This is a genomic window from Nitrospirales bacterium (assembly GCA_031315865.1).
Lineage (GTDB): Bacteria > Nitrospirota > Nitrospiria > Nitrospirales > UBA8639 > JAGQKC01.
Genome location: JALDRJ010000002.1, coordinates 994063 through 1019998, shown reverse-complemented (window position 1 = coordinate 1019998; position 25936 = coordinate 994063). Strand labels below are relative to the sequence as shown.

Genomic DNA, 25936 nt, shown 5'->3' with positions numbered 1-25936 from the left:
AAAATCTATAAGAGGAGGATAAAATGGATATTAACAGAAGAAATTTGATGAAGGTTGGGATGGTGCTTGGTGCCGGGGTCTTGGCAAAACTGACGGGAGTTGGCGGAGTGGCTGCTGAAGAGACATTTGAAGTGATGAAATCGGATGAGGAATGGAAAGCTGAGCTTACTCCGCTCCAGTACCAGGTTCTCAGGGAAGAAGCGACGGAACCGCCTTTCAAGAATCCTTACCATGACAATAAAGAAAACGGGACCTATGAATGCGCAGGGTGTCAGCTTCCATTGTTTTCCTCTGAGAACAAATACGACAGTAAAACCGGATGGCCGAGTTTTTGGAAGCCCATTTCAGACAATGCCGTAAAGACCCGGACTGATTGGAAGCTCTTGTATCCGCGGACCGAATGCCACTGTCGGCGGTGTGGCGGGCATCTTGGCCATATTTTTGAGGATGGTCCTGAGCCGACCGGTCTACGCTACTGCATTAACTCTGCGGCGTTGAACTTTGTTTCCGCGTAGTGGAGGAATCCGCGAACTGTTGACGGACGAGTGATTCGATGGCAGGAAAATAACGTTCCGGAATGTTGCGCATGCGTTTGCGACAATCTGACAAGGCCTGTTCTTCAGTTTCATGCTCGAGCGCCGATGACACAAGATTTTGGTAGTATTCTTCCAACTTGAGTTCCACGATTTTTTCCAACGTTGAATCTCCGGCCAACGCCACGGCAGCATCCTGCACATTGCTGCCGTGCGCGACGAGCGCTTGGAATCCCATTCCCTTCAGTCGTTGCGTGACGGTGCTGCGATCCCATTCAAGAGCTTTGGCTGTGGCTTTCATATCGAACTCATGTTTCCTCAGCATGGACAGGACGAATTCATCCTCGCGGAGAGCCAACGCCTTTTTCCCATCCAATGGGCTAGTGCGTACGTCACGGCCCGGTGCAACGGACTTGGTTTTTTGACCTGTTCCGCCGGGCAAACGGAGGTCTTTTTCAGTCAAAATCCCTCCTTCAGCCAAGGCCATCGCTTGAGCCAGGGTTTGCCAAAGTTCCCGCACGTTCCCGGGCCACGCGTAGGCGTGAATGGCCTCCATGGCTCCTTGAGTTATTTGTACCGGTTCTCGCTCAATCTTTCCCGATAGATCGTCAATGATTTTCCGAACGAGCCCGTTGATGTCGTCTGTCCCGCGTTCTCGGAGAGGTGGAAGCGTCACGAGGAAACTTCGTAAGCGATAGTACAGGTCTTCCCGGTACTGCCCTGCCTCGATGGTCTGATTCAGGTCACGGTTCGTGGCCGCGATGATACGAACGTCAGTATGCGTCGGGGTTGATTGTCCGACGCGATAGAATTCCCCGTTCTCTAATACCCGCAACAGCTTGGCTTGAAGATCGAGGGGTAATTCACCGATCTCGTCTAAAAAGATGCTACCTCCATGGGCTATTTCGAAAAAGCCTCGACGGCTGACCGCGCCGGTAAAGGCTCCTTTGACATGGCCGAATAACTCACTCTCGAACAATTCCGGCCGAATGGCCGCCATGTTGACCGAAACAAAGGGGCCCTGAGACCGAGAGCTCAACCGATGGGCCGCTTGGGCGAATAATTCTTTGCCGGTACCGGTTTCACCGAGGATCAGAATCGGATTGTTTGTGGCTGCGGCTTTTTTCACCTCATGAAATGTCTTCATGAGAAGTGGGGAACATGTGACGATTCCACATGCTTCCGCCTCTTGTTGCAGTGTCCGATCATCGAGATCGTGAACTGGCAGGAGAGCCGTCGCCGGGACTGGTGAGACTTGGCGTAGTTTTCGGAGTTCCTGCTGAAGACTCTCAACGTGTTGCCGGGCGCGCTCGGCCTCCTCTTCCGCTTCTCGTAACTTGATTCGGGCGTCGTCTCCGGTTGTTGACAACGCCGCATACTGTTGAGAGGTTTCCTCGACCTGGTCTCTGGCTTTTTGTAACCGCTCTTCCATTTCTTCGACGACGAGTTCTTTGCTGGCGAGTGTTTCTTGCGTGCGGATCAATTGTTGTTCCACTGTCCGAACCTGTGCTGCTTCCCATGCCTGGTTTTCCCTGTTGCTCCAAAGGAAGGCCACGACTGTCGTCAATACCAAGACAGATGTTTGTGTGAATAGCGGAAAGACGATTCCTGACACCGGGAAAAGAAGCCCGAAAACACAGCTATGAATGATGAGCAGAATGCCAATCGTGGCCCATTGCCATCTGCCGCGTGAAGTCTGTATCCAGAGCGCTATCGCGAATGCGAAGAGCAAGGTTGAAAAAAACGCCAACACCACAGAAGCCGTCGATAACCAGGAAGAAGAGAGAGACGCATTGAAAATTGTTGCGTGGAGAAAACCCAGAGGAGCCGATCGATCGACAGGTGTTGGGAGGCTCTCGAGATGACCTTGCGTTGGAAACAGGATGACGGATTTTCCTTCCACGATTTCACGTAAGCGTTGATCGGATCGTTGAGCGATGAAATCTGTCACCAGAGAAAAGGAGTAGGTTGGAAAAGGCTGTTCTTCCCACTTTCCCGCGAAAGGCACCAATCTGTCGGTTTCTGAATGAGGGATGGATGCTGGTCTTGAGTTATCAGCTACGGTTGGACTTGAATGCCAACTTTTTGGCGATATCCGCGCTATGGCGAGTCCGAATGGTTGAGGAAGGATATCGGAAGAAAAGCTGGATGGGTCAAGACGACGAAAGACGCCATCTCCATCGGATGCTAACGGCATGAGACCAACGGTCTTTGCTTCTCTCGCCAGAGCTTCAGGAACCGTTGAGGGGTATACGACAATTCCAGCCTGTTTTGAGGCTTCAAGTAAGTTGGTGTATCCGATGACGCCGCCGCACTCTCCAGGAGTGGGGACTGTAAAATTGATGGCCGGAGCAATTAGCTCGGTCCCTGCATGACTCAGCGCCGTGATAGTTCTCGCGAGAACGGAAGTGTTCCAATCGCCTTTTCCGCAAGCTTCCGGGCCTGTTTCGTCCAACGTCACCAGTACGATAGATGGATTGATTGGAACCGAAAGGAGATTGCGGACTTGCCAGTCGTACGCCCATCGGTCTCCTTGAGGAAACACGAGGGACGCTCCAAAGCCGGCTACGGTGCCGGCTATTGCCAGCAGGAAGCAAATCCCTATTGTCCTGAGGCCCATTGGCTTTGAGTTGGAGGTGGAGAAAAAAGATTCCTTACGGGAGTTCATGACTGGGAACGACAGGTACGCAATGCATTGGTAATTTTTCCTGATTCAGGCATGCCGGAATGCGTCGCGGCTTTTTCCAAAAAATCACACGATTGGGGGTTGCTTTCCTGCGCGCGCTCCAGAAAATAGCGAAGGATCCGATCGTCGTAGGCATGTAATTTTCCTTCAACTCCATTTTGATACAAGTGTTCGAGTTCTTGGTGTGCTGATTCGTCAAGCGCCAAGGCTTCATGAATCAAGAGAGGGATCGCCTCCCTGACTCGTCCATGCTGAAGGTATTGTAGGCCCAAGCCCTGGTTATTTTCACTTGAGATGACTTTTAAGTCACCCGTTTGTTGACGAAGCGATTGGCGGATTAAGTAAAATCCAGCGAGAATTTCCTGTCGCATGGCTTGGGACGAATGAGGGTCCCTAGCTTGGAGACGAAATTGAGCCAGTCGTTCCTTGGCCTGAATCCCTACCTCGGTTTCTGTCTCAGCAAAAGACAATCGAGCCCACCAAAGCATCGCCATGGGGAGGTTCCTCTCGACGCCGCTTCCATTTTGGTACATCATGGCCAAGAGACTTTGCGCTTCTTCGATTCCAGCCCGAGCTGCCTGTTGGAGCGGCTCAATCGCTTCTTTCGTACGATCTTGGGCCCGAAGCGTGACTCCGAGATGATAGGACGCATCCGCAAATTCCGGTTCCAGTTGAATCGCCCGCTGTAGGGCTTCGATGGATTCTGTGACCGATCCCATCTGGTAATAGACCTTGCCTAAGCTAAAAAACGCGTGAGCCCAGGTCGGCTCCAATTCCGTGACCCGTTGCAGGTGTTCTGATGCATGTCGCCAATCCTTGCCGAAGACAGAAGCCGAGGCCAAGGCGTAATGGGCTTCGGCCCATTCTGGTCGAAGGGTGAGTGCGTGACGGAACTCTCTGATGGAGCCTCGCAGGTCCCCCATCATTAGCAATGCAAGGCCAATATTGTACCGGAACTTCGCACTTTCGAACTCAGGGGGATTGGCGTGCAACGCTTCCCGCCATGTGCTCGCGGCCTTGCTCCAATGCCCAAGGTGCGACCACGTGGCACCGGTCAATTGTAACGCAGCCAGGAAGCGGGGACGAAGGGTCAGGACGATGTGCAGGTGTTGAAGCGCTGCCTTCCATTCTCTTTGCTGGTAGAAAGCCGTTCCGAGATTGAAATGGGCTTCCGGCAGGTTAGGAGCAAGCGTGATCGCGCGCTGAAAAGCGTGAACGGCCGATGTGACGTTACCCTCTAATAGTCGCAAAAGACCGATATTGACGTGCGTTCTGGCAAGTTCCGGGTCTAATTCCAGGGCGATGCGCCATTCTTCCTTGGCGAGTTCCAACTCGCGGGTTTCGTAGTAGGCGACACCCAATTGATGATGGGCGATCGCCCAGTCTTGGTGTCCCACGAGGGCCAGTTGAAATTTCCTGATGGCTTGAAGGGTGTTGCCTTTGAGGAGATACCCCAATCCTTCTGCGTAATGGGCCTCGGCAAGATCGGGCTGAATGTGAAGGGCTGCTCTCCATTCATCCATGGCCTGATCAAGTTGGCCCTTGCGTAAGAGGGCCACGCCATAGTTGTACGACACGAGGGCGGAGATATGGTAGTGCGTCGGCATGCTTTGAGGGTCTAGCCGTTGAGCATCCGACCATTGGGCAATCGCGCCGGTCAAATCCCCAATTTTGGCGAGCGCAACACCAAGATTGAAATGAGCATCGGCATAGCCGGATTGGAGACGGGATGCCTCTCGAAATTCATCGATAGCGATTTCGAGCTCGTCCGTTAAGTAGAAGTCGATTCCTAATCTCAGGTGATCTTCTTCGGGCCGACGGGCCTCTTCACTCTCTGATTCTACGGTCTGAGCTAGCAAGCATTGGGGCATCGTCAGTGACCCAAAAACCGTGACTATCCAGAGGAATATGCCCAACGTCGGTGTTCGGCAGCTTTGCGATTGACAGGAACGAATCCAAGATTTCATACGGCCGATCTCTCTTCGATGTCCTTTCAATGTATAAGGAATTCGAGGAAATTGGAAGGGACCGTGGGGAAGGCGAACGTGTTCTTCCTGATGATTAGCGGGGTCTCGACAGTCTGTAGCTCGTGGTGGAGCTGTCAGTCAGTTCCTGGGAACAGAGTCCAACATCAAGTGGGCGTAACGCGGCTAGGAGAACGATAATCGTTCGTCTCGAGAGGGAACATAAGGCAAGAGGTGTCTATGTTAGAAGGCACCTCTTGCCCCTTGAGATTTCGATCCATGAACTCCAAAGCCCAGGCTAGGCGTTCGAGGTAAGAGTTCTAGTCCTGGGACTTATCCAGGCAGCATTTCGATCGCCAAGGCGGAAACTCGTAGATGCTTCGCTGTTCGGAAAGAACTAGGCAGAAACAATTTCTTTAAAAAGATGGACATCCCGTTGTGGGAACGGAATCGTGATGCCTTCACGATCGAACGCCAGTTTCAGTTGTTCGTGCACATGAAAATAGACGTCCCAATAATCGTTCGGATGGACCCAGGGGCGAACGACGAAATTGATAGAGCTATCGGCATGTTCCGATACAAACACATCTGGCGCAGGACTTTTCAGGATTCGATCATCGGCGACGAGCGTTCGTTGAATGACTTCTTTGGCTTTCAGCACATCATCTCCGTAACTAATCCCGAACTTCATGTCCACGCGACGAAGCGATTCGGCATTGAGGTTGGTAATGCAGCCATTGGATAGAGGGCCATTGGGGATGATAATGCGCCGGTTGTCTAATGTGGTGAGAATCGTCACGAATATCTGAATTTCTTTGACGACTCCTAAAAACCCTTGGGCTTCGATCAAATCTCCGACTTTAAAGGGGCGAAAAAAGAGAATAAGAACACCACCGGCGAAATTGGCGAGACTGCCTTGGAGCGCGAGGCCCACCGCCAGGCCTGCCGCACCGAGCATGGCGATGAAGGATGTGGTTTCTATTCCGATCATCGAGGCGACGCTGATGAGCAGCAAGGCCTTGAGCAGAATGCCCGCCATGCTGGCCAAAAATCCTCGCAACGTGACCTCAACCTGGCCTCGTTCCATGGCTCGCTCAATGAGGGCAACGACCCGTTTCGTGAGCCACCAGCCGATAATCAGCGTGAAGACTGACAGTAAGAACTTGGGGCCATACATCAATACCAGATCTCTTGCCCAATTCGTCGTGTACTCTAATTGCTCCATGATGCGACTCCTCGTTTGGTTAAGGTGAGTGGAACATTCACCCACGGCTAGGAGCCGTGGCTCTCTGCAAGTTTGATAGAGAAACGAGGGGGAGATACGACTGTATTGACTATAGAGGAACTATGGAATGAAAAACGGTAAAAGTCTACTATTTTTTATGGTGAGGTGAATACCGTCTGCTGGAAACGCTCAGGGTCTGTGGTGATGGAAATACAAGAATATGGCTATGAACTGATTTTTTTCACGATCCGGTACGTAGTTGGAGAGGTGGTTGGTGGAATCGCGATAGGGTCCCACACGCCGGTTTTTTTGCTTCGAAACTCGTAGAGGCGTAATTTTTCGTGTTCCGCCTTGTTGACGGTCACTATGGCGATTTCGAACTGATACCCCACGTCGATTTTTTCACCAAACCGTATGGTTTTGGCCCATGTTGAATTTTCGGAGTTAATCCTGACCATTCCCTGCGGCCACCATTTGTCTTCGAATCCTTTAATGCGATGAACAAAAATCCACAGATAATTGCCTTTTGGCAGATGGGCCGTGCCTTTGATTTTCATCTGGGCTCCGACTTCATGACCATCTAAGGCAGGCTCGAGCACCTCGACGCTAAGCTGTGGCTGGCCATGCAGAGTCGTCGTTGATGAAAAGAGAACAAGAACAAGGGAAAGAATGATCGTTCTGTACCGGGTCTCTCGTGTGATATGGTCATCCATGACAAACTATCCCTTGGAATAAGGTCGTTTCACCGCAGTTTTAGAAATACGGGAAATACGTAATAATGAGAACAGCCCGCGACTATTCGAAGTAATTCCTTCCAAAAAATCGTCACGAATCGACTGATAGTGACGAGTGAATGTCTCATATATTGTGGGACCGCTTCAAGTCTGGCAGAGTAATGCCGGCGTCGATAGAAATGTTTGAGATGATGACATGGCCAATCTACCGTACAAGTACTATCATCCACTATCGTGCCTGCCATCGAAAGCCTGTTCCATGTGCTGCGGGAACACTAAGACCGGCCTATAAGAATACCCCTCGAGTGCTCAACGATCGAAAGTAATCATGATTTCCAAAGTGATCCATGGTCTGCATTTTTATAACCTCCGAGGTGATTTCTTCGGAGGTCTTGTCGCGGCGGTAATCGCGTTGCCACTTGCCCTGGCGTTTGGAGTTTCTTCCGGAGCGGGAGCGGTTACTGGACTGTATGGAGCCATATTCCTGGGTTTCTTTGCCGCCATGTTCGGTGGTACTCCTGCCCAGGCTTCTGGTCCGACCGGCCCTATGACAGTCGTCTTTGCAGGGATGTTTGTTTTATTTTCCGACGAACCAGCCCTTGTGTTCACGACGGTTATCCTTGGCGGAGGCGTTCTTATCCTGATGGGAGCGCTGGGCATCGGGCGATATATCAGTCTCGTTCCCTACCCAGTGATTTCAGGGTTCATGAGTGGCATTGGCGCGATTATCATCATTCTGCAAGTCGCTCCTGTTCTCGGATATCAATCGGCTGCTGGAGTCGTAGGCAATTTGATGGCTATTCCGGAGATCGTCAGTTCCCCAAAAGTCCATGCTACGGCCATCGGATGCCTGGCGTTGGTTATCATGTATGGGACTCCAGCCATGATCGGGAAGTATATTCCGCCATCTCTTCTCGCGTTGCTTGTTTGCACACCTGTCGCCAGGCTCTTTTTCCCCGATGCACCTGTGATCGGAGAGATTCCGCAGGGATTTCCCTCGATCATCGTTCCGACATTTCACGTTGATGCGTTAACCGTCATGGTCGAAGAAGCCTGTGTGATCGCCTTTCTTTGCGCGATCGATAGTTTGTTGACCTCACTCGTGTGTGACAACATGACGAGAACCCAACATGATTCAAATCGCGAACTCATTGGCCAGGGCATCGGAAATATGATTGCCGGTTTGTTTGGCGGACTGCCTGGCGCAGGCGCGACCGTGCGATCAGTGGCTAACATTCGGTCGGGTGGACGGACGCCGTTGTCGGGCATGTTGATGGGTGTGGTGTTGCTCGTCACGCTTCTCTGGCTCGGGCCACTCGCTGAGCAAATTCCCTTAGCTGTCCTTGCGGGGATTTTGTTGAAGGTTGGCGTCGATATCATCGATTGGCGGTTTCTTCGACATGTGTTTCAAGCCCCTCGAGCTGATGTGGTCATCATGACGATCGTACTGGTCGTGACGGTGGCTGTGGATTTAATCACGGCTGTAGGAGTGGGCGTGGTGTTGGCGAGTATCCTGTTCGTCAAGGAAATGGCTGATCTCGAGCTTGCGAACATGCGAATCATCACGGAGGAGCATCCGGAAATTCCCCTCACTCCGGAAGAAAATTCGATATTAGAAAGGAATGCCGGGAAAATTGTGTTGATTCATGTCGATGGACCCATGAGTTTTGGGTCTGCCAAAAATATGGTTCGTCGCTTAGAAACCGTTCCAGGACTGAGGGAATTTTCAAGCTGCGTGTTGGACGTATCAGATGTCCCTGCCATCGACGGAACCTCGGCGATGGCCATTGACGATATGCTTGGTATCATTCGCGCTCACAAGCAGCATTTGTTCTTTGTTGGCATGCAACCCCACGTGACCAAAGTCTTGAATGGACTCGGTGTCCTCTCAGAGATTCGCCCGGGGCACCGGTATGCTAAGCGACTCGATGCTCTGCGTCACGCTGCGCAGGCTGCTGGCTCAACCCACCCAGATGATCAACCGGTGACGCAGGCATAATCCTTCAATCCAAACGGAGAGATCATTGTCTTACACGTGAGGGAATGAAATTTCATCGGTTGATACTGCTATTGTTGGTGTTTACCTCGTCGGCTCGTTAGTCGCCACATATTACGGCTTGGACGTGACGTTTGGTTCATCGGAAACAGCATACCTAGAGGGAATCTCCACCTTCTTCGTGTATTCACTTCCTTTTTATTTTGCCTACCTCGGTGTCGCTTTGGTCATCGCTCCACGATTGGCAAGTCTGAACGTCCAATCGTTGCCAGACGTCTGTGTGCACTTCTATGGTGCAGGCCTTCGTCTGCCCGCTACATTTGCATCCGCTTTGTATAGTCGTTCCTGGAAAATATAAGTAGACGTGCTGTCAGAGGATGTGGTAGGCAACACGATAGGACGAGTCCAGTGCCTGAGGAAGACACTGGACTCTCTTTTTCAGATGTTCGTGTATGAGTAAGATGGATTTCTTCGGACTTACATACGGATAATTGTTCCACCAAGATTTTCCCACCCGGTCACTGAAGGTCCCCAGGCCGAACCATTCCACCACTTATGGTAGAGACGAGAATTGGTTCCCCGGGCGAAAATATCCAATCGATTCGGACCCCAAGAGACCACCCTCGGCTGTCCTATAATTGTGCCACCAAGATCTTCCCATCCGGTGAGTGAGGGCCCCCACGCCGAGCCGTTCCACCACTTGTGATAGAGACGTTTGTTGGTCCCAATGGCAAACACATCAAGACGATTTGGACCCCAGGCCACAACTTCAGGACTACTGCTTAGCGTACCTCCCATGTACTCATACCCGGTGACTGATGGGCCCCAGGCCGAACCGTTCCACCATTTGTGGTACAACGCCGAATTCGTGCCCAGGACGAATACATCGAGACGATTCGGGCCCCAAGCCACAGCCTTGGGTTGACCGATGATTGTGCCGCCCATGTTTTCATACCCGGTGACTGATGGGCCCCAGGCCGAACCGTTCCACCATTTGTGGTACAACGCCGAATTGGTGCCCAGGACGAATACATCGAGACGATTCGGGCCCCAGGCGACAGCTTCAGGATTGCTGGTAATCGTGCCGCCCATGTTTTCATACCCGGTGACTGATGGACCCCAGGCCGAACCGTTCCACCATTTGTGGTACAACGCCGAATTCGTCCCGATCACGAAGGCATCCAATCGATTCGCACCCCAAGAAACAACTGGACCAGAGGGCATGGGGCGTGCCGCTTGCCGAACCGCAGCTTCTGCGTTGAGGAATGTCCCAATCGGTTTGTTTGGGTCTGTGACAACGGCAGTTCCTGTATTTCGAAGGATTGTTCGAATCTCAGCATGTGTGAGATTGGGATTGGCCTCCAACAATAGAGCAGCGGTACCCGCAACTTTCGGAGTGGCCCCAGATGTTCCACCAAACCCGTTTCGAACTGCGGTGTCGGAGGAACTACTGGCGGTCACATCGTGAGATGAGTCACCAGGAGCACAAACAACGACACGGTTTCCAAAGTTGCTAAACCCGGCTCGTCGGTTTTCTGTGGGATGATATTCTGTTGCGCCCACCAGAATGGAGCCTGTTGCTGGGATAGGATTGCCAGAGTCATCCACGCCAGCGTCGCGGTTGCCGTTGCCGGCCGCGACACAAACGACGACACCATGAGCAATGGCGGTGCGAATCGCGGCATTCACCGAAGGCACCATTTCATAATTCCCAAATGTACTGGTTTGTACTTCGAGAATAATGACCTTTCGCCGACCATTGCTGTTAGCTGTACGGACCCAATCGATACCTCGTGCCCAGGCATTGCCACCAAGAGAAGGGCCTGGTCCACTATCCGCCTGGACTGGCCACAAGGTTGAATTAAATGCGAATCCAGCCATTCCCAAGTTGTTGTCAGCCCCACCCGCGATACCCATGACCGCCGTCCCATGGGACACGGATGGACCTGTGGAGACATTCGTCCCTCCATCATATGAATTGTAGGCACGATTCAGATCAAGTCGGCTGGAAAGGTCTTGGTGGGTTGTGCGGTATCCCCAGTCAATGTCGGCAATGACTACATTTTTTCCACTGGCAACATCCCATGCTTGATTGGCACGACATCGAAAGATGTACCATTGATTTTCATGACCAGTAACGGGATTTACCGCGACTTGATCAGAAGTACCGACGAGCGGTTCATTCAGTGGACTGAGCGGAGGAATCGCGCGTGGCACGGCGACGGCTCGTTCAATTTCGGGTAACTGACTTAATTCACGGGCAATGTTTTCCGTATTAGCCGTATCAGGGAAATGTAACGTGATAAAGCTGCTCAAGTTAGGAATATTGGAATCTTGCCCCCGAGCAAATGCTTGTGCTGTCATGGCATCTTGTTCAGACATTTGAATGCTGGGCTCTGCATGGAGCAGCCCGTAATCTTGCAATTTTTGATTGAGGTTCGAAAGGGTGCCAGCTGATGGGCTTGCAATCATGCCAGATCGCCCGGTTGGTAAACTACTGAGCTGTGGTTGGACTCCATCACGGAATTCGACTTCTACCATTCCAGGTTCAAAAGTATCAGACATACTCGTTTCGGGAGAGTCACTAATAGGACCGAAGCGGTCCAATCCGTCGTCCGCTTCCATCAAATTTTCAGACGCGGTCTCTCCCATATCACCAGTAGGCATAGAGTCTGACTTCTTCTCGCTTTCCATCATGCCGCTTGGCATGTCACGGGAGCTGTGCTGTTTGGTTGGACCACCATTGGGCATGTCCCCACCAGCAGATAAAGTGCTCGAATTTCCGTTCGGCATCTCATAGCTACGAGCCTCTCGACTCATGCTGCCAGTCGGCATATCCTGTTTTTGTTGATTCTCGGGCTCTTCTCCCATTGGCATATCATGACTGTTTCCCACATTATCCATACGATGTCCTCCTGAGCATTCATACCTTAGCAAATGAATTGATTATCAAGAGAAGGAAAATGAAACATCCCCAGCACAGTTTGCGCTTATCCGTTCACTGGTAATTGGGTTGAGAATAAAATGATATCTATTCACCTCCTTTCTGGTGTTGATCTCAAAGCGCAATAATCCTGAGGGAACCTTGGGTGGTAAAATGACTGTGCCGGAGCGCAGAACTTCTAGAAACTCTGTCGTCTTAATTCATGAATGTGTAAGTTGCAGAAGTTGTTCCAAGAAAGCCGCTAGCGAATTGGTTATCCCAAGGCTCTCAAAAACTGGTGTTTCTATTGAAGTGTGGTGCTGAATTTAGTTATTTCAGATACGAAAGTAGCTGGTGACTTATTATCTAAAACGATACAATTGATCTAAAATTAGATACATAAGAAGCCGAGTAGAGGAGCTGAGAGCTATGAGGAAAAATGGGAAAGGAAAAGGAGTGATTAGGGAACACAGAGCAAGCGTATCTACTTGCTCTACACGGTCATTTCCAGCTCATCACTTCCGTGGCGATCCTGGAAGAAGCTGCAAGTACATTGCATCAGTCGACGGCTCTCATCCGTAAAGGGGTTGCTGTGGTTTCTTGTAGAAGGCCGAGAGGATTTCGCTTATCCAGAAAGAGCTTGTCCACGTGCTCCTCTGTACGATGCTAATCCAATGACACTTCCCACATTCGATGTAGATCTGAACAGAAGTCAACCACCGCCCATAGTCAATAAAAAGATTCCACGCTTTAGCCTCGAAGGTTGTTCGAGTCTTGCTTCCCCAGAATGTGTGACTCGGGCCTAACGACGTTTGTCACTCTTGGCAAAGGTGGTCATCTTGATGAGGCATTGCCCGTGTATTTAGACCATTCGAAAGCAATGTTCGAGGTAAGTTGAACCGACGCTGCTTCTCGGATAAATGGGTGTTGCCTGCCATACTGAGAGCAACCCTTAAGATAAGGAAGAGACGTCACGATGCAAGAGCGAACCTATATGAGTAACATCGAGCTGACACGTTTGACATTTTTAATGGATCCTCCCATAGTATTGTGCAACTTCGAGATTACCGTACAGACGAAGTTTCTTCCTAAGTTCCTAGGAGGGTATGCCGTGATAGGCAGTGATGGTGACTTATCCTTGAGTCAAGAGTAGAGTTTTTGCTGGCTCCCGCAGACAGACAGCACTAGTCCCCTCTGGTAACTCACTACAAAAGAGACATACCCTTTTCGAAATCCCTGGTTGTAGGCTTAAATCGAGAGGTAGTTTAGCCGATAAGGCCTTGTGCTTGTTGATGGGACACTGAAGGGATATTGGAGCGGGAAAGGGGATTTGAACCCCCGACCCTCGCCTTGGCAAGGCGATGCTCTACCACTGAGCTATTCCCGCTCTCGGATTCGGTATGAGTTTCGATTCTAGTATTGCGTCCGAAAGGTGTCAAGCAAGCCTGGGATCTCAAGTTGCCTTACACGAGTATTATGATGCTAGAGACTCTGACCGAGAATACCATAGTCCTGATCGGTGGCCTCATCGCTGGATTCCGTGGAGTCCGTTGAGTGCGATTCACATGTACTTGTGTTACTTTTTGATTAAAGCGCTTGGTTGCTCGGGGAATATAGGAATATAATGATAGTAACGTCTGTTATCGTCAGATTTCCTTCCTTCTGAGTAGAATCATTTAGTTGATCGCTGCGATCTTTCATGCCGTATGTTTGACGTTAAAGACGTTCAGGATAATTCTCTTTTCTCAACCTTGCGATTATTTGAAAAACTCATACAATAATCAATAATAGAAGTTTTTCTATCCTAGAAATCATTGGAGGGGTCATCATGCATGTGAGTGTTATTGGAACAGGTTATGTTGGTTTGGTCACCGGAGCATGTTTTGCCGAGTATGGCATTGATGTGACCTGTATGGATGTTGATTCCAAACGGATTGAAAAATTAGAGAAAGGCGAAATCCCATTTTTTGAACCTGGATTGGCTGAATTGGTGATCAAAAATGCCAATGCTGGACGACTGCATTTTACTACGGATCTCACGAAAGCCGTCGATGAAGCGCTGGTCATCTTCATTGCCGTGGGAACGCCATCACGGGAAGATGGGTCCGCAGACTTGTCATTTGTCGATGAGGTGGCGAGAAGTATTGGTAGCCGAATGACCGGCTACAAGGTGGTCGTGACCAAATCCACGGTCCCAGTGGGCACGGCGCAGCGAGTGCATAAATTAATCGAGGAAAATCAGACAACGCCACAAAAGTTTGGCGTTTGTTCCAATCCTGAATTTTTACGGGAAGGTTCGGCCATAGAAGATTTCATGCGGCCCAATCGCGTCGTAATCGGTGCTGATAGCGACGCGTCCATCGCCATCATGAAAGATCTCTATCGTCCCTTGTATCTGATCGAGACTCCGATCGTCATTACCGATGTTCCGACTGCTGAAATGATCAAGTATGCGTCCAATGTCTTTCTCGCGACGAAAATCTCCTTCATCAATGAAATGGCGAATCTCTGCGAGAAGGTCGGGGCGGATGTTCAGGTCGTCGCGAAAGGCATGGGACTGGATAAACGGGTTGGGTCAAAGTTTCTCCATGCGGGACCGGGCTATGGCGGATCCTGCTTTGGAAAGGACACAGCCGCGTTAATTCATATCGGTGAGCAGGCCGGGTATGAAATGAAGGTGGCCAAAGCTACCAAGCTCGTGAATGAACAACAGCGGGGCCGCATGCTCGACAAGATTCGCGAAACGCTTGGAACGGTACAAGGTAAGACGGTGGGCATGCTAGGCCTGTCGTTCAAGCCGAATACCGATGATATTCGAGATTCTCCAGCCTTAGCGATCGCGGAGCAATTGTTGAAGGAAGGCTGTACGGTTCGTGCGTATGATCCCGAGGCGATGGAAGAGTCATTAAAGGCGGTCAATGGCCTTGTTCCATGTCAAGACGCCTATCATACGGCTGAAGGGACAGATGCGCTCATCCTTGTCACGGAATGGAACCAGTTTCGAAACCTCGACTTTGAGCAGCTCAAGACCCTTGTCAAGTCTCCTTGTTTAATTGACTTGAGGAATGTTTATGACCCAGGTCGGGTGGCGGAGAAGGGCTTTTACTACGTTTCTGTCGGGCGACCACCCGCTGGCGCTCGACCTTCCTGAGACGATAGGTAGAGAAATGGTGAAAGCTCGCCATGAGCCATGTCTTCTAAGGATTGTTCGTGGGTCGGGTGGCTAACGCTGTCTGAGTGATCTCCTCACGGACAAATACGCTTCCGTGTCAGGATCGTCGCATTAAACTCGTTGGAACATCTGTCGGCTTGCGATCATTTCTCGTATTTCGCGTATGGCTCCGAGAAATATATTCCAGAAGTCAGCCCAGAAGCCAGCGATGAATAACGTTCCACGAATCAGGACTTCGGTTTGTAGCCCATCCGGTCCAGGACTTTCATGATGCGCTTCGTGAGTTTCGGATCGGCATCACCGAGCGCATCAGCCAGGGGCGCGACGGCAGGCTTTCCTATTTTTCTTAAGATCTCTGTTGCTGATTGCCGCATTTCATCTTCTTCAGAAACCAGCAGCGGAATGACTTCGGTGACGGATGGTGCCCCGATTTTAATAAGGGCATCGTAGGCGCGATGCCGGACATCTCCCACCTCATCTTCCAGTGCATGCACTAAGGGCTTGACCGCTTCTTCAGCTTTGAGCTCACCCAAGATTTCGGCTGCATACTTTCTGTTTAACCAGTGTGTGTCGGACAGGTCCAACAACGCCGCTTCCACTTTTTGGACGTTAGGATCTTTAGCGCGAATGCGAAACTGCTTGACGAATCGCTTTCCGTCTTCTTCAATGACGCGAAGGGTTGCGCCGTCGCCTACTTTGATCTTCTGAAGGTCTTCTAACGCTTCGTCTGCGACATCGAGCAAAACCGTTTTCCCGTCATACGCTAACAATTCAACTTCTATCTGCTTCGCCTCAATATTGATCGCGGTGACGTTTTCCGTTACGAGATTAAACCCATCCTTTTTGGTCCCGCCTTTCGGGCCGATTTGAACGAGTTGTACAGGTGATTCGTCTGCCATGATGACTCCTTCATGATTGATGTGAAACTCATTTATGATTTTGTTGAATCTGGTATCCAGCCAAGACTGCTCAACGCGCCTTCTGCCGTGTCTCGAACCATCTCATTTTCATCTTCTAACAATGGGACAAGGGCGGTTACGACTCGTTTGTCTCCTAACCGGGCTAGTGATTCCGCGGCATTTCGCCGGACAAGCCAATCTTCATCGGCAAGAGATTGCACCAAGGGGTCAATGCACCGGGGGTCGCCTATTTTCCCTAATGCCTCAGCGGCATGCCGTCGAACGATCCAACTGGATCCTTGCAATTCTTGAATCAATGCGTCAGTCGCCCGAGAGTCGCCAACCTTTTTCAAGACCCGTGCGGCATCTTCCCGAAGTGTGGCGTCCATCAGGGCGCCCACGAGCGCTGGTACGGCTTCGGGGTCTCCAATCCGCTCCAATGCCCATATGGCAGCATTGCGGACTGCCCCATCTTTATCATTTTGCAAAGCTTGAATGAGCGGTTGCACTCCTCGAGGTGATTTAATCTTGCCCAGCGCCGAGGCGGCTTGTTCTCTCACCATCCATTCTTCATCTTCGGCCAATGCTTCGATGAGGGGATCAACGGCAGGCTCACCCATTTGCGCGACAGCACTCGCCGCCGCCTCTCGAATGACCAGATCACCTTCCAAAAAGAGATTGATCAGCTTAGGGATGGCGACTTCTCCGATTTGGCTCAGGTTCGTCGCAGCATGATTACGAAGCTCCTCGTTGTCATCACGCAGCGAGGCTAAGAGTTGTTCAACGCGGTTAGATTCCTCCATCGCTATTCCTTTCCGGCCCAAGCCTCTTCATCCAATTGAGCGTCAAGGGCTGCCAATTTGTCAAGGATGATTCCAGAGTTGTAGGAAATGAGTCCATCTCGATCATTTTTCAATTTTTTGAAAAGCTCAGCATGCGGGCGTAAGACTTCCACGTCCTTGATTTTCTCGAGGGCTTCGACCGCTAATACGCGAAGCGGGCGAATAGGAATGCTTTCGACCAATAAATCCACAGGACGTGCATCACCCAGCAGTCCCAAGGATTTGGTCGCCAGCTCTTTGACGCCGGTATCGCGGTCTACGCGTAGTCGCTCCATGAGCGGTTCAACCGCTCGAATATCGGCGATTTTGCCTAAGACATCCGCCGCCGCTTCTCTAACGACCCAGTCATCGTCTTCTAAATATTCAATTAAGATTTCAACCGCAGGCCTCCCGAGGGGGTGGAGTTTAATGACCGCCTCCTGCCTTGCGCCTTCCCTGAGTTCCGATTCCTCAACATTGGCGAGTTCGTTCATGATTTCATCGATACGATCTCGTATGGCCCCAAGTTTTCGAAGCGTTTCAATGGCCATGTGACGAATGGCTGAATCTCCCATCACGTCGATCAAGGCATCGGCAGAGCGTGGGTCTAGCAGAGAGTCGAGTATAGTCGCAGCGGTAACACGGGCTGATTCCTCGGGATCGCGAAGCATGTGTGTCAGAGGATCAATCGATGTCGGAATCTCTCCAAGCAAAGCGGTTACCCGTTCTCGATAGCGTTCATCCTTCAAGAGTTCGACGAGGGCCGTTGCGGTGGGTTCATCCACAATGCCAGCCATTTGTTCCAGCGAAGCAATAGCGGCATGGCTTACAGCCTCATTATGATCCGTGATCATGTCAACCATCGCGGGGCCGGCATGGGGATCTCGGATGCGAGCTAACATTTTGACCGCTTCAACTTTATACTCTGGAGTTCCGCCCTTCATGGCTTCAATCAGTCCAGTGACGGCCTTCGGACCACCCTTCAGGCAGGCCACGGTTGACCGCATACGACGCCAGTCTTCTTCGTGATTGAGCTCGGAAATGAGGGTTTCTAGAGTTTCTTTCGGCATAGTGAGTGCTGGTGTCTTAACGCATTTATAACCGTACTTGCCCTGGTCTCCACCCTAGACGAGCCAGTGTTTCCTTGACATGAAATCGAATATTGTCATCCGTTTCATGTTTATACATGGCCACGAGCGGGGAGAGTGCCGTCTTCCCGAAGAGGGTCAAGGCATCGGCGGCTTCAACGCGGATTAAAGTGCTTCTGAGCGCTTGTTGGAGTGTCGGAATCGCGCGTTCGTCTCCGATTTGTGCCAGCGCTTTCACCGCTGCTTCGACCGTTGGAAGTTCTTCTTGGTACAACGCATCTTCACAGGCAGCCATCCGGCCTTCGTAGTTCTTCGTGATTAAACCTTCCACAATCTTGGTCAAAGTTGGAAGTGCCCTGGGGTCACCGATCTTGCCAAGAGCCATAATGGCCTGGCTTCGTAGGGACGGTTGATCCATGACCGATAACAGAGTGTCAATAGCCTTCCGGTCACCTATCTCGCCAATCGCTCGAATCGCGTCTTGTCGAACAGCGGTGTCAGGATCATTCGTTATCCGATCCAGCAAAGGCTCCACGGCAGTTGGTGGCTTCAGCAAGGCTAAAGCTTCAATGGCGCGTAGGCGAATTTTCCAGTCTTTGTGCTGAAGGAGTTCTAAGAGTGGAGGTATTGAGGTTTCTCCCAATGCACAGATGGCTTCGCCGGCATTATCACGCACGGCTGGGACTGTATCTTGGAGTAAGAGGAGCAGGGTATCGATTGCTCGAGGGTCTCCAATTTTGCCGAGGGCCTTGGCCGCATGGCTCCGGACAATCCAATTTGGGTTCAAGAGCGCAGAAACCAGCGCATCAACGACACGTTCATCGCCGTTGACGGCAAGAATCGATGCCGCAATTTCCTGGACGTTGGTGTCTTGATCTTGTAAAGACTGTCCGAGCGGTGGAACAGCGAGTTCGCCAAGCGCGGTCAGCGAAGTGGTGGCCGCGACGCGTACCGATCGGTCTGAATCTCTCAGCGCGCGAATAAGTGGCAGGACACTTCGAGGATCTTGAAACTGTCCAAGGGCGGCTGCGGCGTCTTCACGGACACCCCAGTCGTGGTCGTTGAGAGCTGAAATATGTTCCGCCACGCTGTCCGCCATAAATAGACATTCCTAAGTCGCATTCGGGGTAGACCAGGATCGACCACACAGCTTTCATGAGCCATTTTGTGATGGGTATGACAACCCAAAAACGGCCATTCACGGTAGCACAGGGTTTTTGGGACGGTCAACTTCCGGAAACTCTCAAACAACCGGCGGTTACCCGGTACGTATAGGTTCTTGAGAGAAAGATTTCAGTAGCGAAATAATCATCAGTACGATGATAAATGCGAAAGGGAAGGCCGCGATGATAGACCCCGTCTGAAGCGCTTTCAGCCCGCCCGACCACAGTAAGACGGCTGCAGAAACTGATTGAATGATCCCCCATGTGAATTTGATGCGATTCGGGGGGTTGAGATTCCCATGGGTGGTCAAAGTCCCGAGCACAAAGGTAGCCGAGTCAGCCGATGTAATAAAAAAAGTGCCGATGAGAAAAATGGCAATCATGGACATGAGCGTACCCATGGGAAACTGCTCGAGGACCGTGAATAACGCCACTTCAATCCCATTCTCGTCGATGGCCTCTTTAATGGCGACATGGTCGAACATTTCGAGTGAAATCGTCGTTCCGCCAAAGACCGAAAACCAGAATGCGCAAAACAGCGTTGGCACAAGGAGAACCCCTGAAACAAACTCTCTCACAGTGCGGCCTTTGGAAATCCTTGCGATGAACGTTCCGACGAATGGGGCCCATGCAATCCACCAAGCCCAATAGAAGAGGGTCCAGTTATGAATCCAGGTCGAATCCGTAAGCGGAGCCAAATTGAGGCTCATGGTCGGTAAATTTTGCAGGTAGCCTCCGAGGGCTGAAGAAAAGACTTCCAAGATGAATTGTGTGGGTCCTAAGAAAAGCACGAAACAGAGGAGAGTGGATGCCAAGGCCATATTCAGATTACTCAGGTATTTAATGCCACGCTGTAATCCGGTCTGAGCCGACAGCATGTACAAAACCGTCACGATGCCTATCAAGAGCAATTGAGTGGTTAACGTATTTGGAGTGCCGAATAAGTATGAAAGTCCCCCGCTAATCTGAACAGCGCCGAACCCTAACGAGGTTGCCACCCCGAAGACCGTCGCAAATACCGCAATAATGTCAATGACGGCCCCAGCTACGCCTTCGCTTTGAGTTCCCAGGATGGGCTTGCAGCTCAGACTGATTAGGCCTGGCATATTTTTCCGGAATTGGAAATACGCTAACACCAAGGCCACCATGGTGTAGATTCCCCATGGGTGTAAGCCCCAATGGAAAAAGCTATAACGGATCGCCATTCGTGCGGCTTCTGGCGTATCAGGCAATCCTTTGGGAGGATCATAAAGGTGAGAAAGGGGTTCCGCTACCCCCCAAAACACCAGGCCAATTCCCATGCCTGCACAGAAAAGCATGGCAAACCAGGTCGGTAATGGAAATTCTGGTTTGGCCCTGTCCTTGCCCAGAGGAATGTTGCCATATCTGGAGAAAATAAGGGCAAACGACGTAAGCAAAAATGCTGATGCAGAAAGGACATAGAACCAGCCAAAAGCATTCAGGAGAGATTGTTGAATAGACCCGGTGACTTCTGCGAGGTTCTGCGGGGCCAACGCTCCCCAGATGAGAAAGGCTAAAGCCAGCAGAAACGAAGCTTTAAAAACGATGGTCGTGTCGCGAATGCTCATAGGATCTTTTGGGGATAGCATAAATCCAGGGTCGGTACAAGCCAAGTGATGATTTCGTGACTGGTACTATCCCTTTAAAAACTGATCAGTTTTCTATTCTCACGAAAGATCGGGTATGGGTTTGTGGTGATGACCATTGAAATAGAAAGCTGGCCAAAATCTATTAAATATAAGGTGTTTTTTAAGAAAATATCCATAAGGGCTTGATGAATTGCCAGCTTGAGGGTTGCGGGATCATCTGAGAGCCGTTAGACTGGAATTCGGTGTTTAAGGCTTCCTGCGACACGTAGGATCGCAAGAAGCCTTTTGTGTTTCTGCCTCATTTCTTTACCTCAAGCCCGGTGCTTGGATTGGGCGTAGCAAAACTGGAGGCCAATTATGGCGAAAGAACAACAGTATGGCGATAACCCCATTGCGCAACGAAAAACTGATCAATACAAAAAGGAATACGTCCATGGGTTTGTCAAGAAATGGGATGCCTTAATCGATTGGGAAGCTCGAGCTTCAAGCGAGGGGGATTTTTTCATTCGAATTCTGCAGGAACGAGGAGTGAGGCGCGTTCTTGATGTGGCCACGGGGACGGGATTTCACTCTATCCGGCTTCTCCGGGCTGGCTTTGACGTCACGAGTGCTGATGGCAGTCCTGAAATGTTAGCCCAAGCGTTTGAAAATGCCAGAAGGGCCGGTTTCATCATGCGAACGGTCCATGCCGATTGGCGATGGCTCAGCCGCGATATTCACAATAAGTTTGACGCAGTAATTTGCTTAGGAAATTCCCTGACTCATCTGTTTTCAGAGCAGGATCGGCGTAAGGCCTTAGCCGAGTTTTATACTGCGCTCACCCATGAAGGCGTGCTGATCCTGGATCAGCGAAACTATGACGGGATTCTCGAAAATGGGTTCACGTCCAAGCACGTCTATTATTATTGCGGCGACAATGTGAGCGCCAAGCCCGAATACGTAGACGAAGGACTTGCACGATTTGAGTATCAGTTTCCAGACGGCTCTCAGTATCATCTCAATATGTACCCGCTTCGAAAAGAATATACGCGTCGGTTAATGCATGAAGTAGGCTTTCAACAGATCAAAACCTATGCCGATTTTCAAGAAACGCATCGAGTCGAAGATCCGGACTTTTTTATCCATGTCGCGGAAAAGCGGTATAAAAACGAGGAAAGATCGCTGAACCCGGTGTCAGCGGTCGGTTATTCCCAAGCCGTTGATGTCGCGAGAGATTATTATAATAGTTCGGATGCTGATCGGTTTTACGCCATGATTTGGGGAGGGGAGGATATTCACGTCGGCCTTTATAAAAAAGAGAGTGATACGATTTTTGATGCCAGTCGGCGGACAGTCGAAAAAATGGCCTCTTTGGTGAGGGGACTGGACTCAAGGAGCCATGTACTCGATATTGGATCGGGGTATGGAGGGTCGGCGCGGTATTTGGCGAAGACGTATGGATGTCAGGTTGGGTGTCTGAATCTCAGCGAAATTCAAAATAAACGGAATCGTGAACTCAACCGGACGCAAGGGCTGAGTTTGGCGATTAACGTGGTTGATGGGAGTTTTGAGGATATTTCATTACCCGATGGATCAGTCGATATTGTCTGGTCGCAAGATGCCATATTGCATAGTGGGAATAGGCGAAAAGTTCTGGAGGAAGTTGTTCGGGTGTTGGCGAAAGGTGGCCAATTTATATTCACTGATCCGATGCAACGTGAAGGTTGTCCTGCGTCCACTCTTCAACCGATCCTTGATCGTATTCACCTCGATTCATTAGGCTCAATACCCTACTATCAAAAAATGGCCGCTGAGCTGGGTCTGAAAGAAATCCAAGTGGTAGACCTTTCAGAACAACTGGCCAATCATTATGCGCGAGTGCTCGATGAAATTACGGCCAACCGCAATACGCTCATTCGTGTTTGCAGTGAAGAGTATATTGAGAAAATGAAGGAAGGCCTCCAGCATTGGATTGATGGAGGAACCGCAGGTCACTTAACCTGGGGGATTCTGCATTTTCAGAAAGAGTAGGGAATAAAGCGAAAAAACGGGTGGATAGCCGGCCAAAGGCTGGAAACGAAAGCACCGCTCAATGTGGTGACTAAGAGAAACTTACCGCTCTATTTTTAATTCTTTGGCAGGTTTGGCAAAGTCTCCAGATGTTCCAAAACGTCCTTCGAGCCCTAAGACATTCGAAGTATCTGTGTACTCGATGTCCTTTGTGGGGTCTTTCTCCTCAAGGGCAGGTTCCCATCCCAACTTTTCAAGTGTCTCTCGTACGACTTTCTTAAGGGCGCTTGACGCAGTGAGTCGCGTAGTCGCAAAAGCAAGTACCCGTTCGCTCTCTTTTCCAACTTTTGAAATTTCAGGGTCGTGCAGGAAAGAAACAAGAGGCTCGACGGCATTGTCCCCGACGAGCACGAGGGAGGCGGCGGCATAGTCGCGCAGCACAATATCCTTAAGGAGCAGTATGAGGTCAGGAATAACTCTGGGATGTCTGAAATGCCCTAACGCCGTAGCCGCGGCTTCTTTGACGAGCTGTTCTTCGCTGATGATACAGCCTGGTGTTGGAGTACCCTCCTGGTGAATGCCTTTCCCTTTCAAAGCGTCGAGGACGGCAGGAAGAGCACGCGGGTCACCGATCATGCCAAGTGAAGCGATCGCATGCCGTTTGACCGCTCCATCTTTCATGGTTTCAATCAAGGCATCGACAGCCGCTGGATCACCGATATTTCCTAAGGCAATCGTCGCATCTTCCCGAACGGCCCGGTCAGGGTCTTTGAGGAGTGCAATCAAGGCTTCGACGACACGTGGCTCTTTTACCCAAGCCCGGCCTATTTGATAGTCCGTTGTCATGCCACCCAACGCTCGGACCCCATGGCAACGGACCACGAAGTGCGGATCTTTAAGGGTTTCGAGTAAGGCATCAACCGACGCGGGCCCGATGTACACGAGGGCGGTCCCAGCGGTTTCCCGAACGATTTTAGAAGTGTCTTTGAAAAGTTTGATGAGTGTGGGAATGCCCTTGGAGTCTCCTATCTTCCCCAATGCTTCCGCGGCAGCGCTCTTGACTGCGCCATCCCGGTCACGACAGGCTATACTCAATGCCTGAACCGCCTGTGGATCTTTAATTTCACCGAGAACTTTAGCCGCCTGTTCTCTGACCTTCCATCTCGTATCTTTCAAACAGGTTATCATGCGTGGGGCAACGGATTGGCCCATCGAAGACATGGCTTGAACGGCCTCGCTCTGTACCTCCATCATGCTGTCATTAAACAATGTGACGAGACCATCAATGGCCTTTGGACCTCCGATCTTGGCGAGTGCCCATCCGAGTTTTGCACGCACGGCCCAGTAGTCATCTTCAATCGCCGATAAAATCGAGTCGATGGTGCTGGGATCACCCAATTTTGACAAGGCGGTCGCGGCCTCCTCACGCGTCGCATCATCGATATCTTCTAGTGCCTCAAGCCACTCTTCAACTGTCTGGGGCATAGTGTTCCTTTTTATCGTAAGATGAATTTAATAGTCTGGGTCCTGTGAGTAGGGTTGCGTGTGGCTACAAATTATGGTCAATTTTTGAGCCCCACGGCCTTGGACGCACTGGTCCAGAGATTTGTCATATTCCAGCATTCCAGTCAACGAGACCGTAAAGAAAAAGCTGAATGTATAAGTCCCAAATTGGTATTTTCCTGGTTTAAGCTGTAATTCTTTGCTTTCAGTGGTGGAATACGCGACAGTGCTCACTGGATCGTGAATCCAGATGAGCGGAGTGATCCCTGGCACTTGCCATTTGGTCGGTGGATTAAGGGCGCTGGGATCAACGGTGATCGAAAACTTACGGAGTAACGGGTTCGTGGGTTCATCCGCCAGGATCGTTGAGTTGAACCCAAGACAGCTTACGGTAAGCAAGGCCAAGAATAGAACAGGTCTCACGGTAAAAGGCTCCCTCTTCCGCCTAGTATAAACTTGCGGGCATTTCATTTTCAGTTGTTCGGTGTTCAGGCACTGTTTTGAAGATTTCATCAATTGCCTGGCTTTCCCACTCGGTATGCGTCTTCAAACCCAGGGCATACAGAATGGTGGCACCGGTGTCTTGTAAAGAGATCTTTCGGGAAATGGTTATTCCCTTCTTGACATTATTGCCTGACGCAATCCAAGGCACCTTGGGGCTAAGAGCTTCGGCCGACTGTTGAGATATGGCACTATTGCCATTCTTGCCTGTGTCGGTAGGTCCCGCTGCATTCAGACTTGTAATGAGGAACATGGTCTTGTCGAGAACATCGAGTTCTCGATAATTGTCTCGAATTTTACCTATCGCAGAATCAATTTCGCTAAGTGACTGTTTGTATTGCTCAGAATTCCAACCATATTTCTTCCCGCTCCGTAAAGCGGTTGGCATATGAACAAGAAGAAGGTTGGGGACTTCGATCAAGCGGAATCCATATCCCTTCTCACTCGTGACTTTTTTGAGGTAGTCACGCACGTATATGGCGATCGTATCGGGATTACATTGTGGTTTGGCGATACCGCAGGTTTGAGAGTCTACATAGATTTCAGGCCTGGAAAGTTGATAGAAACGTTCATCCATGAAAAAGACGGCGCTATCACGTCCTCCGGCAAGGTCCATGTAATCGAAGACTGTAGGGGATCGTAAAAAAGATCGAGCAAAATCATATTCTTCCCACGCTGAAGTCACACGATGTTTGCTGATGGGGAGTCCTGTCAATAACGAAGCCATAGCCGGAACAGTTAAGGGAGGAGAGAGCGATTCAGCTGACCAGGAAACCGCACCTTCTTTGGCAAGGTTGGCTACGACAGGCATGGATCCAGATAAGATCCCCTCCTTTCCAACGCCCTCCAGAACGATCATGATGACATGGTCAGGCTGCGTCGCCGCTACATAAGGAATGCCGGTTAGGAGTGTCAACGCAAAAACAGAGAAAGATAGGCAGAGTCTACGAAAGCCAGAGGAAGAGAGTTTTGTCGATTGAGTTGTATACGTTACTTGAGCGTTCATGTTTCATCATCCGGTATGACTGTATTAATAATAGCTTCGTCAAATTTCTCAACATTAGCATGTGAATTTTCAGGCGGTCAACCAACAAGAAGGCCCGCATAATCCAGGAATTTAGTACTGGTA

At 50.6% G+C, this 25936-nt stretch carries 17 protein-coding genes, 1 tRNA gene and 1 pseudogene; 4 read left to right on the top strand and 15 right to left on the bottom strand.

What is annotated here, in order from left to right; all coding sequences use genetic code 11:
* The first annotated feature begins 23 nt into the window (after positions 1-23).
* On the top strand, positions 24-515 hold the full coding sequence (gene msrB, locus MRJ96_04695) for a peptide-methionine (R)-S-oxide reductase MsrB (protein MDR4500739.1): 492 nt from the start codon (positions 24-26) through the stop codon (positions 513-515).
* Here the strand turns inward: msrB and MRJ96_04690 are convergent.
* From MRJ96_04690 to MRJ96_04675, 4 genes are all read right to left on the bottom strand, one after another.
* The gene (locus MRJ96_04690) at positions 481-3078 is read right to left on the bottom strand and encodes a sigma 54-interacting transcriptional regulator (protein ID MDR4500738.1); all 2598 of its coding nucleotides are present in this window, start codon (positions 3076-3078) and stop codon (positions 481-483) included. The two genes, msrB and MRJ96_04690, sit on opposite strands and share 35 nt — an antisense overlap.
* A 119-nt stretch (positions 3079-3197) precedes the next feature.
* On the bottom strand, positions 3198-5186 hold the full coding sequence (locus MRJ96_04685) for a tetratricopeptide repeat protein (GenBank protein ID MDR4500737.1): 1989 nt from the start codon (positions 5184-5186) through the stop codon (positions 3198-3200).
* A 394-nt stretch (positions 5187-5580) separates the two neighbouring features.
* Positions 5581-6408 carry a mechanosensitive ion channel gene (locus tag MRJ96_04680; GenBank protein MDR4500736.1) on the bottom strand — a complete coding sequence of 276 codons (828 nt, stop codon included), beginning with the start codon at positions 6406-6408 and terminating at the stop codon, positions 5581-5583.
* 224 nt (positions 6409-6632) lie between these two features.
* Positions 6633-7121, bottom strand: a complete 489-nt coding sequence (locus tag MRJ96_04675) for a hypothetical protein (protein MDR4500735.1) — start codon at positions 7119-7121, stop codon at positions 6633-6635.
* 349 nt (positions 7122-7470) lie between these two features.
* On the opposite strand from MRJ96_04675, the gene MRJ96_04670 reads away from it, so the two are divergent.
* The gene (locus MRJ96_04670; protein MDR4500734.1) at positions 7471-9141 is read left to right on the top strand and encodes a SulP family inorganic anion transporter; all 1671 of its coding nucleotides are present in this window, start codon (positions 7471-7473) and stop codon (positions 9139-9141) included.
* Positions 9142-9615: 474 nt separating this feature from the next.
* Here the strand turns inward: MRJ96_04670 and MRJ96_04665 are convergent, their stop codons facing one another.
* From MRJ96_04665 to MRJ96_04655, 3 genes and pseudogenes are all read right to left on the bottom strand, one after another.
* Positions 9616-10362 (bottom strand): hypothetical protein, encoded by a 747-nt coding sequence (locus tag MRJ96_04665; GenBank protein MDR4500733.1) that lies wholly within the window; start codon positions 10360-10362, stop codon positions 9616-9618.
* Positions 10363-10446: 84 nt separating this feature from the next.
* Positions 10447-11502 (bottom strand): annotated as a pseudogene (locus tag MRJ96_04660) (S8 family serine peptidase).
* Between the two features lie 1871 nt (positions 11503-13373).
* Positions 13374-13448 (bottom strand) — tRNA-Gly (locus tag MRJ96_04655).
* 441 nt (positions 13449-13889) lie between these two features.
* Here MRJ96_04655 and MRJ96_04650 point away from each other — a divergent pair.
* Entirely contained in the window at positions 13890-15212 is a 1323-nt protein-coding gene (locus MRJ96_04650; GenBank protein MDR4500732.1) for a UDP-glucose/GDP-mannose dehydrogenase family protein, read from the top strand.
* A gap of 248 nt (positions 15213-15460) precedes the next feature.
* Here MRJ96_04650 and MRJ96_04645 read toward each other — a convergent pair whose 3' ends face one another.
* The 5 genes from MRJ96_04645 to MRJ96_04625 all read right to left on the bottom strand — a co-directional run bounded on the left by MRJ96_04645 (position 15461) and on the right by MRJ96_04625 (position 20793).
* Entirely contained in the window at positions 15461-16132 is a 672-nt protein-coding gene (locus MRJ96_04645) for a HEAT repeat domain-containing protein (protein MDR4500731.1), read from the bottom strand.
* Positions 16133-16164: 32 nt separating this feature from the next.
* Positions 16165-16935: a HEAT repeat domain-containing protein gene (locus tag MRJ96_04640; GenBank protein ID MDR4500730.1), complete on the bottom strand. Its 771-nt coding sequence runs from the start codon at positions 16933-16935 to the stop codon at positions 16165-16167.
* Positions 16936-16937: 2 nt separating this feature from the next.
* Positions 16938-18023 carry a HEAT repeat domain-containing protein gene (locus MRJ96_04635; GenBank protein ID MDR4500729.1) on the bottom strand — a complete coding sequence of 362 codons (1086 nt, stop codon included), beginning with the start codon at positions 18021-18023 and terminating at the stop codon, positions 16938-16940.
* A gap of 25 nt (positions 18024-18048) precedes the next feature.
* Positions 18049-19140 (bottom strand): HEAT repeat domain-containing protein, encoded by a 1092-nt coding sequence (locus MRJ96_04630; protein ID MDR4500728.1) that lies wholly within the window; start codon positions 19138-19140, stop codon positions 18049-18051.
* A gap of 159 nt (positions 19141-19299) precedes the next feature.
* On the bottom strand, positions 19300-20793 hold the full coding sequence (locus tag MRJ96_04625; protein MDR4500727.1) for a BCCT family transporter: 1494 nt from the start codon (positions 20791-20793) through the stop codon (positions 19300-19302).
* Positions 20794-21171: 378 nt separating this feature from the next.
* On the opposite strand from MRJ96_04625, the gene MRJ96_04620 reads away from it, so the two are divergent.
* On the top strand, positions 21172-22824 hold the full coding sequence (locus MRJ96_04620; protein MDR4500726.1) for a methyltransferase domain-containing protein: 1653 nt from the start codon (positions 21172-21174) through the stop codon (positions 22822-22824).
* Positions 22825-22905: 81 nt separating this feature from the next.
* On the opposite strand, the gene MRJ96_04615 is transcribed toward MRJ96_04620, so the two are convergent.
* The 3 genes from MRJ96_04615 to MRJ96_04605 are packed head-to-tail and all read right to left on the bottom strand — an operon-like array spanning position 22906 to position 25813.
* The gene (locus tag MRJ96_04615) at positions 22906-24288 is read right to left on the bottom strand and encodes a HEAT repeat domain-containing protein (GenBank protein MDR4500725.1); all 1383 of its coding nucleotides are present in this window, start codon (positions 24286-24288) and stop codon (positions 22906-22908) included.
* A gap of 27 nt (positions 24289-24315) precedes the next feature.
* Positions 24316-24729 carry a hypothetical protein gene (locus MRJ96_04610; protein MDR4500724.1) on the bottom strand — a complete coding sequence of 138 codons (414 nt, stop codon included), beginning with the start codon at positions 24727-24729 and terminating at the stop codon, positions 24316-24318.
* Between the two features lie 22 nt (positions 24730-24751).
* Complete coding sequence (locus MRJ96_04605) at positions 24752-25813, bottom strand: alkaline phosphatase family protein (protein ID MDR4500723.1); 1062 nt, start codon at positions 25811-25813, stop codon at positions 24752-24754.
* Between the last annotated feature and the right edge of the window lie 123 nt (positions 25814-25936).